The 16,672-nt window shown below is 61.4% G+C and carries 16 protein-coding genes; 7 read left to right on the forward strand and 9 right to left on the reverse strand.

The genetic code is table 11. The features are described 5' to 3' along the window. The first annotated feature begins 72 nt into the window (after positions 1–72). Positions 73–723 (forward strand): GTP cyclohydrolase I FolE, encoded by a 651-nt coding sequence (gene folE, locus P9292_RS19745; protein ID WP_244828667.1) that lies wholly within the window; start codon positions 73–75, stop codon positions 721–723. A 5-nt stretch (positions 724–728) separates the two neighbouring features. On the opposite strand, the gene epsC is transcribed toward folE, so the two are convergent. Both epsC and P9292_RS19755 read right to left on the reverse strand, forming a co-directional pair. Further along, positions 729–1,709 carry a serine O-acetyltransferase EpsC gene (gene epsC / locus P9292_RS19750; protein ID WP_250466620.1) on the reverse strand — a complete coding sequence of 327 codons (981 nt, stop codon included), beginning with the start codon at positions 1,707–1,709 and terminating at the stop codon, positions 729–731. 97 nt (positions 1,710–1,806) lie between these two features. Beyond that, complete coding sequence (locus tag P9292_RS19755) at positions 1,807–2,040, reverse strand: hypothetical protein (protein WP_244828671.1); 234 nt, start codon at positions 2,038–2,040, stop codon at positions 1,807–1,809. Between the two features lie 281 nt (positions 2,041–2,321). Here P9292_RS19755 and P9292_RS19760 point away from each other — a divergent pair, with 281 nt between their 5' ends. Next, positions 2,322–2,939: a DUF3005 domain-containing protein gene (locus P9292_RS19760; protein ID WP_309960901.1), complete on the forward strand. Its 618-nt coding sequence runs from the start codon at positions 2,322–2,324 to the stop codon at positions 2,937–2,939. A 61-nt stretch (positions 2,940–3,000) separates the two neighbouring features. On the opposite strand, the gene P9292_RS19765 is transcribed toward P9292_RS19760, so the two are convergent. Continuing rightward, complete coding sequence (locus tag P9292_RS19765) at positions 3,001–3,153, reverse strand: hypothetical protein (RefSeq protein ID WP_244828674.1); 153 nt, start codon at positions 3,151–3,153, stop codon at positions 3,001–3,003. Between the two features lie 185 nt (positions 3,154–3,338). Here P9292_RS19765 and P9292_RS19770 point away from each other — a divergent pair, with 185 nt between their 5' ends. After that, complete coding sequence (locus P9292_RS19770) at positions 3,339–3,797, forward strand: hypothetical protein (RefSeq protein ID WP_309960903.1); 459 nt, start codon at positions 3,339–3,341, stop codon at positions 3,795–3,797. Positions 3,798–3,895: 98 nt separating this feature from the next. Here P9292_RS19770 and P9292_RS19775 read toward each other — a convergent pair whose 3' ends face one another. The 3 genes from P9292_RS19775 to P9292_RS19785 all read right to left on the reverse strand — a co-directional run bounded on the left by P9292_RS19775 (position 3,896) and on the right by P9292_RS19785 (position 8,283). Continuing rightward, positions 3,896–4,834: an SMP-30/gluconolactonase/LRE family protein gene (locus P9292_RS19775; RefSeq protein ID WP_250526949.1), complete on the reverse strand. Its 939-nt coding sequence runs from the start codon at positions 4,832–4,834 to the stop codon at positions 3,896–3,898. A 32-nt stretch (positions 4,835–4,866) separates the two neighbouring features. Further along, positions 4,867–6,453 (reverse strand): aldehyde dehydrogenase (NADP(+)), encoded by a 1,587-nt coding sequence (locus tag P9292_RS19780; protein WP_309960904.1) that lies wholly within the window; start codon positions 6,451–6,453, stop codon positions 4,867–4,869. Positions 6,454–6,750: 297 nt separating this feature from the next. Next, positions 6,751–8,283 (reverse strand): MFS transporter, encoded by a 1,533-nt coding sequence (locus tag P9292_RS19785; RefSeq protein ID WP_244829721.1) that lies wholly within the window; start codon positions 8,281–8,283, stop codon positions 6,751–6,753. Between the two features lie 263 nt (positions 8,284–8,546). On the opposite strand from P9292_RS19785, the gene P9292_RS19790 reads away from it, so the two are divergent. The 3 genes from P9292_RS19790 to P9292_RS19800 all read left to right on the forward strand — a co-directional run bounded on the left by P9292_RS19790 (position 8,547) and on the right by P9292_RS19800 (position 11,265). Beyond that, positions 8,547–9,017, forward strand: coding sequence for a universal stress protein (locus P9292_RS19790; RefSeq protein ID WP_309849336.1), 471 nt, complete (start codon positions 8,547–8,549; stop codon positions 9,015–9,017). Between the two features lie 101 nt (positions 9,018–9,118). After that, positions 9,119–9,829, forward strand: coding sequence for a helix-turn-helix domain-containing protein (locus P9292_RS19795; protein ID WP_244828680.1), 711 nt, complete (start codon positions 9,119–9,121; stop codon positions 9,827–9,829). 137 nt (positions 9,830–9,966) lie between these two features. Next, on the forward strand, positions 9,967–11,265 hold the full coding sequence (locus tag P9292_RS19800; protein WP_309960905.1) for an SUMF1/EgtB/PvdO family nonheme iron enzyme: 1,299 nt from the start codon (positions 9,967–9,969) through the stop codon (positions 11,263–11,265). Between the two features lie 81 nt (positions 11,266–11,346). Here the strand turns inward: P9292_RS19800 and P9292_RS19805 are convergent, their stop codons facing one another. After that, positions 11,347–13,554, reverse strand: coding sequence for a TonB-dependent siderophore receptor (locus P9292_RS19805; RefSeq protein WP_309960906.1), 2,208 nt, complete (start codon positions 13,552–13,554; stop codon positions 11,347–11,349). 343 nt (positions 13,555–13,897) lie between these two features. Between P9292_RS19805 and P9292_RS19810 the strand changes: the two genes are divergently transcribed. Continuing rightward, positions 13,898–14,809 (forward strand): sterol desaturase family protein, encoded by a 912-nt coding sequence (locus P9292_RS19810; RefSeq protein ID WP_250493183.1) that lies wholly within the window; start codon positions 13,898–13,900, stop codon positions 14,807–14,809. A 71-nt stretch (positions 14,810–14,880) separates the two neighbouring features. Here P9292_RS19810 and P9292_RS19815 read toward each other — a convergent pair whose 3' ends face one another. Next, the gene (locus P9292_RS19815; protein WP_250466609.1) at positions 14,881–15,063 is read right to left on the reverse strand and encodes a hypothetical protein; all 183 of its coding nucleotides are present in this window, start codon (positions 15,061–15,063) and stop codon (positions 14,881–14,883) included. Positions 15,064–15,518: 455 nt separating this feature from the next. After that, a complete protein-coding gene (locus tag P9292_RS19820) occupies positions 15,519–16,409 on the reverse strand; it encodes an NAD(P)H-binding protein (protein WP_309960907.1) in 891 nt (296 codons plus the stop codon). Positions 16,410–16,672 lie beyond the last annotated feature (263 nt).

The following is a 16,672-nucleotide window of genomic DNA, read 5'->3' on the forward strand; positions in this document are numbered from 1 at the left end:
CCCTGATAGGGTCCGAAAACATGGAACAATACAGGGGTGCTATCCGCACTTTCGATGTGAAAGGAGCTAATAATGAGCGCCCCGCGCAAAACCCATTTTTCCGATTCGGACATCCACGCTAAACCGGCCGATCGTCCGTCCCGCGAGGAAGCCGAAGCCGCCGTGCGCGTTCTCTTGCGCTGGGCGGGCGACGATCCGCGTCGCGAAGGCCTGCTCGACACCCCGGCGCGTGTCGTGCGGTCGTATGAAGAGTTCTTCGCCGGCTATCAGCAAGACCCGCATGAAATCCTTGCCCGCACTTTTTCCGAAGTGCAGGGCTACGACGAGATGATCGTCCTGAAGGACATCCGCTTCGAGAGCTATTGCGAGCATCACATGGTGCCGATCATCGGGCGGGCGCACGTCGCGTATCTGCCCCGAGAACGCGTGGTTGGCATTTCCAAGCTCGCGCGTCTGGTCGACGCCTTCGCCAAGCGCCTTCAGATTCAAGAGAAGATGACCGCGCAGATTGCCGATACGCTCAACGAAGTGCTGCAACCGCTCGGTGTCGGCGTGATTCTGGAAGCCGCGCATCAATGCATGTCGACGCGCGGCGTGCACAAGGCGGGCGTGTCGATGGTTACGTCGCGCATGCTCGGCTCGTTCCGCGACGACCCATCGACGCGGCGTGAGTTCTTGTCTATCGTCGGCACTCAAAGCGTGTTCAACGTCTCGAACACTTAGAGCTATCAGGCGCCGTAACCGTTGCCCGGTGAATCGGCGCCGCTGCCTTCGCGGATCTTGCCCTGCGAAACGCTGCTGCCCGGCGGCACGCTGTGCGTGAGCCAAACGTTGCCGCCGATTACCGAGCCCTTGCCGATGACCACGCGCCCGAGAATGGTCGCGCCCGCGTAGATCACGACATCGTCCTCGACAACCGGATGCCGCGCGTTGCCTTTCACGAGCACGCCGTCGCTGCTGGAGGGAAAGCTCTTTGCGCCCAGCGTCACGGCCTGATACACGCGCACATGCCGGCCGATCACGGCCGTTTCGCCGATCACCACGCCCGTTCCGTGATCGATGAAGAAGCTCGGCCCGATGGTCGCGCCCGGATGAATGTCGATACCCGTCAGCGAATGCGCGATCTCATTGATGAAGCGCGCGAGCAGCGGCACGCCCAACCGATGCAACGCATGCGCGAGCCGGTGATGCGTCATCGCCCAGATGCCGGGATAGCACAGCAGAATCTCGGTGATGTGCTGCGCGGCGGGGTCGCCCGTGAAGGCAGCCTGAATGTCGCTGACGAGCAGCGCGCGAATCTCCGGCAACTGCGAGCCGAACTCGCGCGCAATGGCGAACGCTTGCGCCGTGACCTCCGCTTCGCCCGTCTCACGATGCTCGGGCAAGAAGCGCAGCGCGCGGCGAATCTGCTCATGCAAGAGACGCAGAGTGGTTTCCAGCGTCTGGCCGACATAGTAGTCGACGCTTTCATCGGTCAGATCGGGCGCGCCGTAGTGCGTGGGAAAGAGCGCGGAGCGCAGGCCGTTGACGATCCTCACGATCGCCTCGCGCGAAGGCAACTCACGTATGCCAAGCGGATGCCGCGTGCGATGCAGTTCCTCGCGCGATTGGCGTAAGTCGGCGACGATGCGCGACAAGCCCCATTCGTGGGGCGCGTGAGTGGAAGAATCGGATGGCGCTGCCTGCTCGGGTAAGGACTTGTTCTGCATGTCTTCTGGGCTGGCGTTCGGAGGCCGCGCAGTGGCGGCGGATGAACACTAAGCGTAAACGGTTTTGCGCAAGCGTGCTGCGTGTACGGCCTGCGGATTAAACGGTAACGTGACTTGCGTCAATCCATCGGACGGCCCAATCGCGGCCGTGCGCGATGGCTTCCCCCTCGTTGCGAAATCGCAAGTCCGCAGGGAAGAATCGGTTCGCAACGAGCTCGCCGTCGCTGGATCGCGAAATCACGACGTACGGCTGATAATTGCCATCCCCCGTCCTGGCTGGCGCACAGTTGAGTAGATAGCCTCGATGTGAAAAGGCTGCATCTTGTTGCATGAGTCACCTGTGTGAAGTGCCCTGCTCGTTCGTATGACTTGCTCAACCAGCAGCCGTACTGGACACGCCCTCCTTGTTGCTCGCGTCCCGCATTCGCGCTTTGCTGCCAGCAGGTTCCAAATAATACTTGCAGGAAATCCGCTTGGCATTGAAAAAAAAAGCCTTAAAAATTCGATGACGATTGAGTGTCCCGCCTGCAAGGGCTGGAGTTCCGTCGCCAAATTTCCGGAACGAGTCTTGCGTGAGGAAAAACGGTTTAGCCAGTTCCCAAGGAGCAGGAAATGAATAACGCCGAATCCAACGAGTCGCAAGACAAGCAAGCGGATCGCGCCGCCGACAGCCCGATCAAGACGCCGAGCACAGAGACTGCGCGCGTGAACATGAGCGATGCGAAGAAGGCCGAGTCCGGCCGCGAGGCGCATGCAGGCGCGGGCGCGGGCGCGAAGCAGGAAAGCGCGGGCCAGGCCGACCGCAATATCGGACCGCTCGGCACGCCGGAGTCGCGGCCGCGCGGCATCGACGTCGCCAACGACGAGACCCTCGACGACACCGTCGATGCCGATGGCAAGAACATCCAGGCGAAGCGCTTTGAGCAGATGCAGGCCACCGATCCGGATGCCGTCATCAATTCGAACGCGACGCATGCTAACCATGTCGCCGAGCAAGGCGACGGCTTTGGCGGGTTCGACAGCCGGCCAGGTCGCAACGGAATATTGCTGGCGCTAGATCACGGTTATCGCGTGATCGACCGCGGGATGGTGCCGCCAAGCATTCGCGCCGTCGAGGAAAATCAGGTTTATGTAAGCGGCGACGCGCATGGCAACACCTTGCGTGGCCGTAAGCATTACGCCCTGAATCACATGCGGCCTTCGCGGCTTTTCGAAATCGACAAGTCGTAACGTAGCGCGACGCCACGCTGGCGTGACGCCACTAAAAGCCACGCGCGAAGCGTGGCTTTTTTCATTTCTTCTGATCTTTCTCTTCATCCGGCTCGATACGCGTGACGCCGCCAGTCGCTGGCGGGTCGCTCGCCGGGAAAGTATCTTCCACGGCTTTGTCGACGTCTTCCTCGTCGCGCTCGGAGTGAGGATTTTGCTCTTTCTGGTTGCTCATGTTCGGCTCCTGTCGTGGTGAAAGCTGATGTTCAACGAGCAACGCGTGTTCCTCCGACGAACGATGATCGCTCAGGCACGCCGTATGCTCAAGTCACACAGCAAAAAAACGCCTGTGAACAGGTATGAGAACGACAGCGCGGATACCGCGTTAATCGACTGAAGCGCGACCAAGGGGAAGAACAAATGGCCACGATCGAAGCCTACGAAAGCTACGCGAGCGACACCGCCGCATCCGTCCCAACAGATAACACGCGTCGTCCTGAGCCGCGCACGGCGGCCGAACAGCGCTTCAGATCCGCGCTCGTGTGCCTTGGCGCGGCGTACGCGCTGTCATGGGCCGAACTCGCGCTAGCTATCGCGATTGGATTTCCCGGCGATGCGTCGAGTCATCCGCTCGCTGCATCGATTGTCTCGCGCTTGCTTGTCGGCTTGCTTTATCTGTGCGTCGCCGCGCGACTGCAGTGGGCGCGCTGGATGACTGTCGCGCTCGGCTTCGTGTCCGTCATGTTCGTGGCGCCGACCATCGCCCTGCAATGGCATGCGTTGCCGACCGGCGCAATCATTTGCGGTGCGGCACTGGTATGCAAGCTCGCGGCATCGCTCTATCTCGTCTCGCGGATGCCGCTGCGCGCTACAGCCTGAATTGCGTAGGCCCTGCGCTCGATGCCGGAACCCGTTCAGGTTTCAAGTAAGCATCGGTTTGAACGCGCCGCGCTCACACACGGCGCATTCTGAATGGCTTAACCGCCTTTTGCGCCCTGCGTATTCACATAAAGCGCGTACAGGCCGTGACTTGCCGCCATGAACAGCCGGTTGCGATGCCTTCCCCCAAAACACACGTTCGCGCAACGCTCCGGCAAATCGATATGTCCGATCGCCTCGCCTTGCGGCGTGAAGACGCGCACGCCGTCGAGTTCCGCGTCGCCCATACCCCAGCCACACCACAGATTGCCGTGGATATCCACGCGAAAACCATCCGGCGTACCGCGTGCGGCGTCGATGACGAGGCGCGGTTCGCCTAGCTTCCGGCCGTCGTCGAGCACATCGAACGCGTAAATCGTGCGTGGCGACGAACGCGATTCGACGACATACAGCACCGACTCATCGGGCGAAAAAGCCAGCCCGTTCGGCCCGATGAAGCCATCGAACACAAGCGTGACCTCGCCGCTTTGGCCGTCGACGCGATACACCGCAGGCTTCAATTGCGCCGTCTGCTTTTCGCCTTCGTAATAGCCGTCGATGCCGAAAGGCGGATCGCTGAACCAGATCGAGCCGTCCGACTTCACGACCACATCGTTCGGCGAATTGAGCGGCTTGCCCTGGTATTGATCCGCGAGCACGGTGATCGAACCGTCGTACTCGGTGCGCGTCACGCGCCGGGTGAGATGCTCGCACGTGACGAGCCGCCCTTCGCGATCGCGCGTGTTGCCGTTGGCATTATTCGACGGCTTGCGGAATTCGCCGACCTGCCCGCTTTCTTCGTCCCAGCGCAGGATGCGGTTGTTCGGAATGTCGCTCCACAGCAGATAGCGGCCATCGCCGAACCAGACCGGGCCTTCCGACCATCGCGCGCCCTGATACAGACATTCCACCGACGCCGATGCCAGCCTCAACGCATTGAAGCGCGGGTCCAGCACACGGACGGCAGGGTCGGGATAGCGGCGCTCGTTGCTTGTCATGCTTGGGGTCTCCTCGGTTTGGCTCAAGTGGATCAATTCGGTCCCAGCTCGCCGTCGCGCAGGCGCCAGAGATTGAGCGGGTTGTCATCGGCAAGCGATTCGGGCAAGAGCGCTGCCGGCAAATCCTGATAGCAGACCGGCCGCAGGAATCGTTCGATTGCCATCGCGCCGACCGAAGTCGCACGGCTGTCGGAAGTCGCCGGGTACGGGCCGCCGTGCACCATCGCATACGACACCTCGACGCCGGTCGGAAAGCCGTTCGCCAAAATGCGGCCCACTTTGCGTTCGAGCACGGGCATGAGCCGGCGCGCGAGCTCGATGTCGTCGTTGTCCATCAGCAAGGTCGCGGTCAACTGGCCTTCCAAACGACGCGCGACGTCGATCATCTCGTCCTCGCCCTGACACACGACGATGATCGACGTGGGCCCGAAAATCTCGTCGGCGAGCTGCGGCACGGTCAAGAACTGCTCCGCCGTCACGCGATACAGCGCCGGCAACGCGCCGCCCTTGCCACCTGCGCCACCTTCCTGCTTGCCCGTTGCAATGCGTTCCGCTCCCGTCGCGTCGCGTTCCTTCACGCCGTTCGCGTAGGCGTCGGCGATGCCCGCGGTCAGCATTGTCTGCGTGCCCTTCTTTTCGAGCGCGGCCGCCGCGTGATCGATGAAGTCGTCGAGATCGGAATCCGCCAGCGCGATCACGAGGCCGGGATTCGTACAAAACTGGCCGACGCCCAATGTCACCGAATCGATATAGCCCGAAGCGAGCGTATCGCCGCGCTTGGCGAGCGCGCCCGGCAAAGCGAAGACCGGATTCACGCTGCTCATTTCGGCGAAAACGGGAATCGGCTCGGGGCGCTTCGCCGCGATGTTCACGAGCGCGAGGCCGCCGCGGCGCGAGCCCGTGAAACCAACCGATTTGATCGCGGGATGCGCCACCAGCGCCTCGCCGATGGCATTGCCCGCGCCGACCACCAGCGAGAACACGCCTTCGGGCAGGCCACTGTCGGCAACGGCTTTCTGGATCGCGCGTCCCACGAGTTCCGACGTGCCGAGATGAGCCGGATGCGACTTGACGACGACAGGACACCCCGCCGCGAGCGCCGACGCCGTGTCGCCGCCCGCGACCGAGAACGCCAGCGGAAAATTGCTAGCGCCGAACACGGCAACCGGACCGACCGGAATCTTTTGCAAACGCAGATCGGAGCGCGGCAACGGCTTTCTGTCGGGTTGGGCGGAATCGAGCGTCGCGGCAAGCCATCGGCCTTCACGCACGAGCGACGCGAAGAGCCGCAGTTGTCCGACCGTGCGCGCGCGTTCGCCTTCGATTCGCGCCTTCGGCAACGCGGATTCCGCGTGCGCACGGTCGATCAGCGTATCGCCGAGCGCGATGATGTTGTCCGCGATCGCTTCGAGAAACTGCGCGCGGGTTTCCAGCGGCGCGAGACGATACGCGTCGAATGCGGCATCCGCGAGTTCACAGGCACGCGCGACTTCGGCGTCGCCGCCACCGCCGAAGACGGGTTCGAGTTCGATGTCGCGTGCGGGATCGAAGGCGCGCAGCGTGGCGTCGGTGCCTCGTACGGCCGATGAACCGATCAGCATTTCGCCGGTGATCTTCATGTCAGCTCCTTGTATCGATGAGGCCGGATGCGCCTTCGTTCACTAAATCCGAGGGCGCGCGGCAATGAACGTGTCGACGAACGGGCGCAGTAAGCGTGCCGCGTGCGGCGCTGCGCGTCTTGATTTCAGTGACCGGCGACGCGAGGGAAGCGTTCCGCGAATGCATGAGCGACGCGTGTCGTAGCTGCGGTGATCGCGTCGAAAAGCTAGCACACTGGCGCCAGAAAGGTACCAAACCGTGGAAGGCGCAGCCGATCGTACTAAAGCGCGGCAGCCGTTCAGCCTGACCGCCGCGCCTTACGCCGCGTCTTTCGCCGAAGCCCCAGCCCGCCGAAAAGTGATATGCGAAATCCGCCGCACGAGCAACGCCGCCACCAGCGCGGCCACTGCGGTCAACATCACGCCGATGTGAATGGACTGCACGAGCGCATCGCGGGCCGCATCGAAGAGCGCGGGAGCATCGAGCCCGGCCGTGCGCAGTTCGGACAGCAGTGTGTCGCGCAACGCTTCATCGACGAGAATGCGCGGGTCGATAAAACGCGGCCGCCACTGCGACGCCGCGCTCGTACCCAGAACGCTGATCGTGCGCGAAACCACGCTCGCGTAATGATGCGCGACGATCGTCCCGACGATACTCGTTCCGAGCATGCCGCCGACCATGCGTGTGGACTGCAAGAGCGCCGTTGTGATGCCGAAACGCTCGCGCCCCGCGATCTCCTGCCCGAAGATATTCATGTTGTTGAGCACGAAGCCCAAACCAATGCCGACCGCGCCCATTGGCAGCTCGATATACAAATAGGGCGTCGTTTCCTGCGCGAAGGCAAGCGCCACCGACGCCAGCATCAGCAGCGTGAAGCCGATGGTGAGGATCATCGTCGGCTTGCGCAAATGAATGACGATACGCGTGTTGATGAAGCTGCCAAGCGCAATGCACGCGGCAATCGGCGTGGCGAGCAACCCCGCCTCCTGCGGCGAAAGGCCGAAGCCGCCCTGCAGCAAAAGCGGCGCGAAGAAGATCAGCGAGAACATGACGAAGCCGGCGAGGAACGACAGCGTGAACAACGTGACGAGTTGTGGCTCACGAAAAATATCGAGCGGGATGATCGGATGCGTCGCGCGCCGCTCGCAAATCAGAAGCGCCGCCGCGCCCACGATCACCGCGCCGCCGAGCGCGAGATTGCCAGCCGACAGTCCGCCCTTCGGCAGTGCCTCGATCAACGCCTGGAAACCGCCGAGCACGAGCGCGACGAGCACGGCGCCGGGCCAGTCGATCTTCACGCCACCTTCACGCGGCCGATGCAGATTCGGCAAATGCGCCCAGATGAAGTACAGCGCCAGCGCGCCGACCGGCAAGTTCACGAGAAAGGTCGAGCGCCAGCCCCAGTGCTGACTCATCCAGCCGCCGAGCGACGGCCCCGCCGCCGTGCCTATGCCGTATGCCGCCGCCAGCACCACCTGCCAGCGCACGCGGGCACGCGGATCGGGGAAGAGATCGGGGATCGCGGCGAACGCGGTGCCGACCATCATGCCGCCGCCCACGCCCTGCAAGCCGCGCGCAAGCGCGAGAAACAGCATGTCCGGCGCGAGTCCGCACAGCACCGACGCCACGGTGAACGTGATCACCGCGGCGATCACGAAACGCTTGCGCCCGAAGTAATCGCCGAGACGTCCGAACACGGGCACCGTCACCACCGACGCCAGCAGATACGCGCTCGCGATCCACGCGTAATACTCGAAGCCGTGCAGTTCCGCGACGATAGACGGCAGCGCGGTGCTCACCACGGTCTGATCGAGCGCCACGAGCATGTTGACGAGTCCGATGCCGAGCATCGCGTAAAGCGCGGTTCTGAAGGCGAGTGCTGGCGGCTGGGTTTCGGTCATGCGGCGGGCTGGGAAAACGAGTCGGAGGAACGCCCATGGAATTTTTAAGCGGGCGCTGATGTCAGAAAGACGAATTGTACGGGTTAGCTTGCGGCAGATCGACTCAGCGCAAAATTAACCGCACGTCTTCGGACTACTCGCGCGCTATGCTGGAAGCGCCTTCTCGCCGTGCAATCCACGGTGAAACATCGACCGGGAATGAGGAAAACGTCATGTTCAAACGCATTGTCGTCGCCATCGACGGAAGCCGCACTTCACAGCGCGCCTTCGAAATCGCGCTCGATCTCGCTGTCACGCATCAGGCCGTCGTGCAGCCGTATTACGTCGTCGAGAGCGGGGCCGTGTACTTCGACGTGCCCGGCTACGATCCGAGCCAGTTGCAGAAAACGCTGGCGGAGGAAAGCTCCGACCTTGCTCGACAGGCGGCGGACGCGCTCAGGCAACGCGGCATCGAAGGGCAGGTCGTGACCGTCGAGGCCACCGCGAGCGACGACATCGCGATGCTTATCACCAAGGCCGCCGTCGACTTCAACGCCGATGTGCTGATCATGGGCACGCACGGGCGCAAAGGCTTTCAGCGCCTGCTTCTTGGCAGCGTTGCTGAGCGATGCCTGCGGCAAGCCACGCTGCCCGTTCTGCTGATTCCCTCGGCAGCCAGCCCGGAAGGCGACGAGAGCGCCTAACCATGGACTAGCGCAAACGGATGCGCGGCATTTTGTCGCCAGGGTTAACAATCCCGCGATGGGACAATGGTTTTTGTCATCCATCAACAAAAGCGGCCGCCATGTCCGACATTTTTCCCTCACGGCGCAATCTGGCTCAGTGCTCGACCTGCGCCATGCGCCATCTCTGCATGCCCGAAGGCCTGAACGCTCGTGACATCGCCAAGCTCGAACATGTGATCTCGGTTACGCGTTCGGTGCGGCGTGGCGAAGCGCTCTACCGGGCGGGCACTCCGTTCGATTCGCTGTTCGCGTTGCGCTCGGGGTCGATCAAGACCGTGGTCATCCGCGAAGGCGGACGCGAACAGGTCACGGGCCTCTTGCTGGCGGGCGACGCGCTCGGGCTCGACGGTATCGGCGAAGGCGAGCATGCCTGCGACGCGATCGCGCTCGAAGACAGTTCCGTGTGTGTCATTCCGTATGCGCTTTTCGAGCGCATGTGCCGCGAAACCGACACTCTGCAAAAGCGGATGCTTCGCATGCTCGGACAGGCTATCAATCGCGAGGCGGATCATGTCCTGCAACTCGGCCTGCTGCGCGCCGAAGAGCGCGTTGCACGCTTGCTGCTCGATCTATCCATGCGGCTCGCCAAGCGGGGGTATGCCACGGCGGAGTTCACGTTGCGCATGACGCGGGACGATATCGGCAGCTATCTCGGCATGACGCTTGAAACCGTGAGCCGCACGCTCTCGCGTTTCGACAAGCTCGGCCTCATCGAAGCGAAGGGCAAGTCCATTCGCATCAACGATTTCGAACGCCTGCGCAGCATCTGACGCCAAAGCCTTACGCGGCGCGCCTTGCGCCGCGATTGTTAGACAAAACGCGCATAAACCGCGTGGATTTTTCAGTTGGCACGCGGTTCGCTACGCTTTAATCTTTCTGATTGGCCAAGCCACGGAGATTGGGCGACATGAATCGCGAACCTTCCCTGCGTCACCCGTTGCTCGACCGGCTCGCCGAGGCGCGTCGCGTGACCGACGAATTGTTCGATATCGTCAAGCCGGAGCATCTTTACGACCGGCCGATTGCCGAACGGCATCGCATCGTTTTCTACATCGGGCATCTCGAAGCCTTCGACCGTAATCTGCTCGACAAACGGCTCTTCGACCTGCCGGACTTCAATCCTGCCTACGACCAACTGTTTGCTTTCGGCATCGATCCGGTCGATGGCGGCTTGCCGACCGATCAGCCCGCCGACTGGCCCACGCTCGCCGAAGTGCGGGCGTATCGCGACCGCGTGCGCGCGGATATCGACGCGCAATTCGACCCGGTGACCATTGCCGCACGGCCGCTTTCCGCCGACGAGTCGCCCGCGCAGTTGCTGGAAGTCGCAATCGAACATCGGCTGATGCACGCCGAAACGCTTGCCTACATGCTGCATCAATTGCCAGTCGATAGAAAAATCGCGCCGGCCAATGCGATTTCGCAGCGAAACTCCGAACGTGAACTTTCCCACGAGACGGTGAGCGTGCCGGCCGGAACGGCGACACTGGGGCTGACACGCGAAGGCGGCATGTTCGGTTGGGACAACGAGTTCGGCCAGGTTCGCGTGGACGTGCCTGCGTTCGAGATCGACCGCCACATGGTGACGAACGGCGACTATTTGCGCTTCATCGATGCCGGCGGCTATTGGAATCGTGCCTATTGGACCGATGCCGACTGGGCGTGGAAGGAGGAGCAACGCGTGGCGCATCCGGCGTTCTGGATTCCCGCCGAAAGCGACAGCTCCGATGGCTGGCGACTGCGCACGATGTTCGAGGAAATCGAGTTGCCGCTCGACTGGCCGGTGTACGTGAGTTATGCCGAGGCGAACGCCTATGCGCGCTGGGCCGGCAAGGCGCTGCCGAGCGAGGCGCAATGGCAGCGCGCGGCGGAAGGCGCGCCGCACGAAGTAGAAGGCAACTTCGACTTCCGGCGCTGGGATCCCTCACCCGTGCAGGCCTATCCGGAGAATCGCAGCGGCCTTGGCGTCGAAGGCCAGTTCGGCAATGGCTGGGAATGGACTTCGACGGTATTCGGGCCGCTCGAAGGCTTCGAGCCCTTCCCGTTCTATCTCGGCTATTCGGCCAATTTCTTCGACGGCAAGCACTTCATCATGAAGGGCGGCTCACCGCGTACCGCGGCATGCATGTTGAGACCAAGTTTTCGCAACTGGTTTCAAGGGCATTACCAGTACGTCTACGCCGGGTTTCGCTGCATAAGTGCCTGAACGCCTGATTGCCTGACGTGTATCGCGCAAACGAAAACGCCGCCGGTCTCCCTGCGAACCGGCGGCGTTTTTACGTGAGCATCAGAAATCCGTCGTTACCGACAACAGCACCGTGCGCGGCGCGCCTTGCAGCAAATACCCGCCGCTCGTCGACGACCAATAAGACTTGTTCGCCACGTTGAGCACGCTTGCGCGGAAGGTCGTCGGACGGCCGAAAACCGCCGTCGAGTAGCGCGCGCCGAGGTCGAAGGTATCCCACGCCGGGATCGACAACGTGTTGTTCACGTTCAGATACTGCGAGCCCGTGTGGATCCAGCGCGCCGTCAGCGTGAGGCCGTTCAGCATCGGCACATCGTATTCCGCGTTCAGGTTGAACATCATGGTCGGCACGCCGATCGGCTTGTTGCCGTTGGTCACGGCCGTGCCCGTGTCCTGCTGCGTCGCGTTGATGTAAGTCGCGCCCGCGATCAGGCGCACGCCCTTTACCGGCTCGCCGTACACCGATGCCTCCACGCCGCGATGGCGCTCGTCACCGTCCGCGACGAAGAAGCCCGCGGTGTTGGTGTAGGTCATCGGCTTTTCGATCTGGAATAGCGCGAGCGATGCGCCGTACTTGCCGTTGTCGTACTTCGCGCCGACTTCGTATTGCTTCGACTTCTCGGGCGCGAGTTGCTGGCCAAAGTTGAGCGCGGTGTTGGGCGCCGTGTCGCCGATGGTCAGTGCTTCGCTGCGATTCGCGAACAGCGCCACGTTTTCCCACGGCTTCACGACCAGGCCGAAGACCGGCGTCGTGATCGACTGGTTATAGTTCGCCGTCTGCGCTCCGGTGTACGAGTAAGAATTCGACAGCAATTCCTGGTGCCGCGCGCCGATGGTGAAGAGCACGCGATCGTTCAGGAAGCCGAGCGTATCCGACACGGAAATGCTGCGCAGCAGATTCAGCGCGGTGGTCTGCGGATCTTGCAGATTGCCGCCCGTGAACGCGTTAGCCGGATAGCCGACTTGCGGCGTGTCATACAGACTCGTCGGGAACGAACCGGAAAGCGTGTAGGCCGACTGCGAATCCGTCCGTACGATCGACGCGCCCGCCGCCACGAAATGCGACACCGGTCCCGTGTTGAAATGACCGTGCACACCCGCTTCCGCCGACGTGTTGTCCTCCTGGTGCGGCACGCCGAGACGCGTGGCCGTCACGCCAGTCGCGCTCACCGTGGGCGACGAATACTCCCCGTGCTCGTTGGTGTGACGCGTGCCGCCCGTCACGTAAGCCGTCCAGCCAGGCAGAAAATCGTATTCCGCGCGCAGGATGCCGACGGTATCTTCGAGCGATGAATAGCTCCACGTCTGCGCATAGTTATACGTGGCCGAGGGCGGCTCGGGGATGTAGTTCGCCGAGTCGTTGACCGTCGGCCGGCCGCCGTTCACGCGCTGGCGCTGATACAGAAAATCGCCGTAGAGACGCAGCTTTTCGCCGCGCCAGTCGAGCGACACGGCCGTCGTATTGTCGCGCCGATGTTCGCCGTCGATACTCGTCTCGCCGTCGTGATTCGCCTGGTTCACGCGAATACCGAACTGCCCTTCGCTGCCGAAACGGCGACCCACGTCGACATGCGCGCCGAAATCGCCCGAAGCGGTTTCCTCCACCGTCACGCGCGTAAGCGGCTTATCGTCCGCGCGCTTCAACTGCAGATTCAAACCACCGCCCACCGCCGAACCGCCCGGCGATGCGCCATTCAGAAACGCATTTGCGCCCTTGAAGACATCGACGCGTTCGAGCGCGTCGGTCGCGACGAGCTGGCGCGGCGTGATGCCATAGAGACCGTTGAGCGACACATCGTCGCCCTGCAACTGGAAGCCGCGAATGACGTAGGTCTCGGCGAAGTTGCCGAAGCCGTAAGACGTGCGCACTGACGGGTCGTTCATCAGCACGTCGCCGATAGTGCGCGCTTGTTGATCTTCGATCAGCTTGGACGTGTAAGTCGTCATGCTGAACGGCACGTCGAGCATCTTCTGCTGGCCGAGCACGCCAAAACTTGCGCCGCGCGCGACTTGGCCGCCTGCATAAGTCGGTTCGAGCGAACCGGGCAACGCTTCTTTCGATGCCTGAATCTTGACCGCAGGCAAAGTATTGGCGGTAGAAGCACTGTTATCGGTGCTGGATGGAGCGTCGGCAGTTTGAGCTTGGGCCGACACGGAAAACACGACGGCGATAGCGGCAACGATAGCGGCGCGATGAACAAGCGCCTTGGCAGGCAAGGCCTGCGCGGAATTCGAACGGAACACGGGCATGAATCGGAAGAACGTCGGTGATGGTCGATTACCGTCCCAGGGCAAGGGGAATCCGGGCGGGATTATTTTGGCGAACGCCGAAAGGCTCACGCACGTTCGGTCTGTTCTATTGTCGCCGGCATTATAGTGTAAATGCGATTCGTTATCATTAACCGCATGGAAAATTTGTAGCGACGCAACATTCAGACGGCTGTCCAAAGGCAAGCGCATCTAAATTCGATTTTTCGGCAGGCCCGGTGCAGGTCGTTGACGTGACATCCCGCGAAATAACTTCTGCATGGTTTTCAACGAAGTCGATCGCTAAAGTGACTTCATTCGCAACCCACTGGAACCGAGTGAAATCATGGAATTGATCGGCAAAATCACGACGTACATGATGGCCATCGTGCTTGTTGCATCGATGACCGAAGCGTTCGTGCTGCATGGCAAGTACAAAGGCACCGACCGCGCGTTTGACTGGCACGAGTTCTGGATTTCGCTCGCCGATCTGATCGGCCGAAAGCTGCTCGCGTTCTTGCCGCTTTCGCTAGCAACGCCTGTGTTTCATTTCGCGTGGGAACACCGTATTCATACCGTCGCGACCAACGACATGCTGACGATCTTCCTGCTCTTCATTGGCCAGGAGTTCTGCTACTACTGGTATCACCGCATAGCGCATACGGTGCGCTTCTTCTGGGCGAGCCACGCGGTTCATCACTCGCCGAACCAGTTGACGTTGTCATCCGCTTATCGGCTCGGCTGGACCACCAAGCTCACGGGTTCGGCCATCTTCTTCACGCCGCTCTCGTGGCTCGGCGTCAAACCGGAAGTGGTGATAGCCGTCGTGTCCATCAATCTGCTCTATCAGTTCTGGTTGCACGCTACGTGGATACCCAAGCTCGGCTGGCTCGAATACGTGTTCAACACGCCTTCTTCACACCGAGTTCATCATGCTTCGAATGCCACTTACCTCGATGCCAACTTCGGCGGTGTGCTGATTATCTTCGACCGGCTGTTCGGCACTTACGTGGAGGAACGCGCCGATGAACCCTGCCGCTACGGCCTGACAACGCCGACCACTTCGCATAACCCGATCGTCGTGGAGACGGAGCACTGGGTGAGCCTTGCAAAAGACATGGCCGGTGCAAAGCGTGTTTCGGATGCTGTCTCCTTCGTGCTTCGCCCGCCGGGTTGGTTGCCGAACGGTCAAGGCGAGACGACGCAGGAACTGCAGCGCAGGCAGAAAGACAGCGTGCAACCCGCGCAGGCAGGTTGAACGGCAGTTACACACTCGAAGGAAGGCGGATCGTGCGATCCGCCTTTGTCGACTGTCAGCCGCAGCGTTCGTTAGAACGTGACGCTTTGACTGATGACCGTCTGACCGTTGACGATGATGACGGAACTGGCAGTGCCCGTTTGCGTCGGTGCGGCAGGCGTGCTCGGCGAGTACGGGCCGGTGCCCGTTCCCTGCTTCACAGCGCCGCCAGCGATATTCGATTGTGCCAGTGCAATGCGATCGATCTTGATCATTTCAAACCTTTTCTGGTTATGTGGGGCGACAGTCCGCTTTCAGCAAACATGCTGTCGCCAGATACTTAAGCTGTCGACAACCGGAGCCACCAGGCTCGGTCGTTCGAAAGCAAGCGGAACCCCAATCGTAACCAAGCTGCACGAAAGATACTTTATTAAACGTCCTAAATATGTCTGTCGTTTGGCAAGACGCATATACGTTGCGCTGCCAGTCGGCCGGTAACGATTTAGACCGGTTGCAAAACTCAAGCTATTCGGCCGTACATGGCGCGGACGACGCGGTACGCGCTCTGCAGCGAATAAGCCAGCGTACCCAAAGACCGCTACGGGTCGGAACGCATGCGACGCGTTAATGCAGAGAACATCTGCAAACGGCACACGTCCGTGATGCTGAAGCGGGCCGGTGACGCGCTCTTACACTAAACGCGCCACGGCAACGCTACAGAGCACGCGCCTTAAATGCCGCGCTTTTCGAACGCAGCCCGATTGGCTTCCACAAACTCCTCGACGGTCTGCGGCGCCTTCCCGGTGACCCGGCCGATGATCTCGCCGCGCCCTTCGAATACGCCGTTCTGATAGTCCACCGCCACTTCGATGAAATGCTGGATCATGAATTCGGGCAGCTTGTATTGGCTCAGATGCTCGCGATAAGCGTCGAGCGTCATCGGGTCGTAGACGACTTTGCGATCGAGCACCGTGCCGATCTTCTCGGCAATTTCCTTCTGACTCAGCTCGATGGGACCGCAAAGCTCGTACGTCTTGCCGATATGACCTGCGGGTTTCGCGAGCACTGTCGCGATGAAGCGCGCCTGATCTTCGGCGGCAATCGGCGCGTGACGTCCGTTGCCGAATGGCAGCGCAATCTTGCCGTCCTGCACGATCGTATCGCGCACCCACGGAAAAACCATCCACTCGGAGAAAAACGTCGGACGGATATGCACCGTCGGCACGCCCGACCAGTCGAGCACTCTCTCGGCAATCCAATGGTCGCGCGCAGCGTGGCTCTTCGAATCTTCTCGCGCGGAGATTTGCGACATGTTGACGACGACATCGAGTCCGTTGCGACGCGCTGCATCGGCGAAATACGCGGTCGCCTGGATGAAGCCCGGACGCACGGGAAAACAGAGATACGCGGCAGAGACGCCATCCGTCGCACGAATGGCGTCGTCGTGCGAGAGCAAGTCTCCGACGACGACTTCCGCCCCGGCCTGCCGAAGCGCCTCGCTGCGCGCATCCACTGTTCGCACGAGCGCGCGGACTGCATGTCCGCTGTCGAGGAGGTTCTGAACGGTATGCACGCCCGTCTTGCCCGCCGCTGCCGTAACCAAAATTCGTTGCTGTCCCATGATGCCTCTCCTGTTTCGTGGTTAAGCACGTCCGTTCCAGGTTGGCCGGCTGAAGTGCATATGCACTTTTAAGCGCGGGCAAGAGCTGCAAAAACCCGAAACGAACACACCAAGTGATTGGATGTTAGCCAAAATCTATACAGAGGTCAAAGCAAGTCTGAATTGTGAATTCCGCATGGCTCGAAGATTCGCGCTGAATTGGCTGTGCCCGAAACCCACCGGACGCATCCGACGAGCGTCTTGTCATTGCCTTGCATTCCGCT

Origin of the sequence: Caballeronia sp. LZ001 (assembly GCF_031450875.1) — a bacterium.
Taxonomy (GTDB): Bacteria; Pseudomonadota; Gammaproteobacteria; order Burkholderiales; family Burkholderiaceae; genus Caballeronia.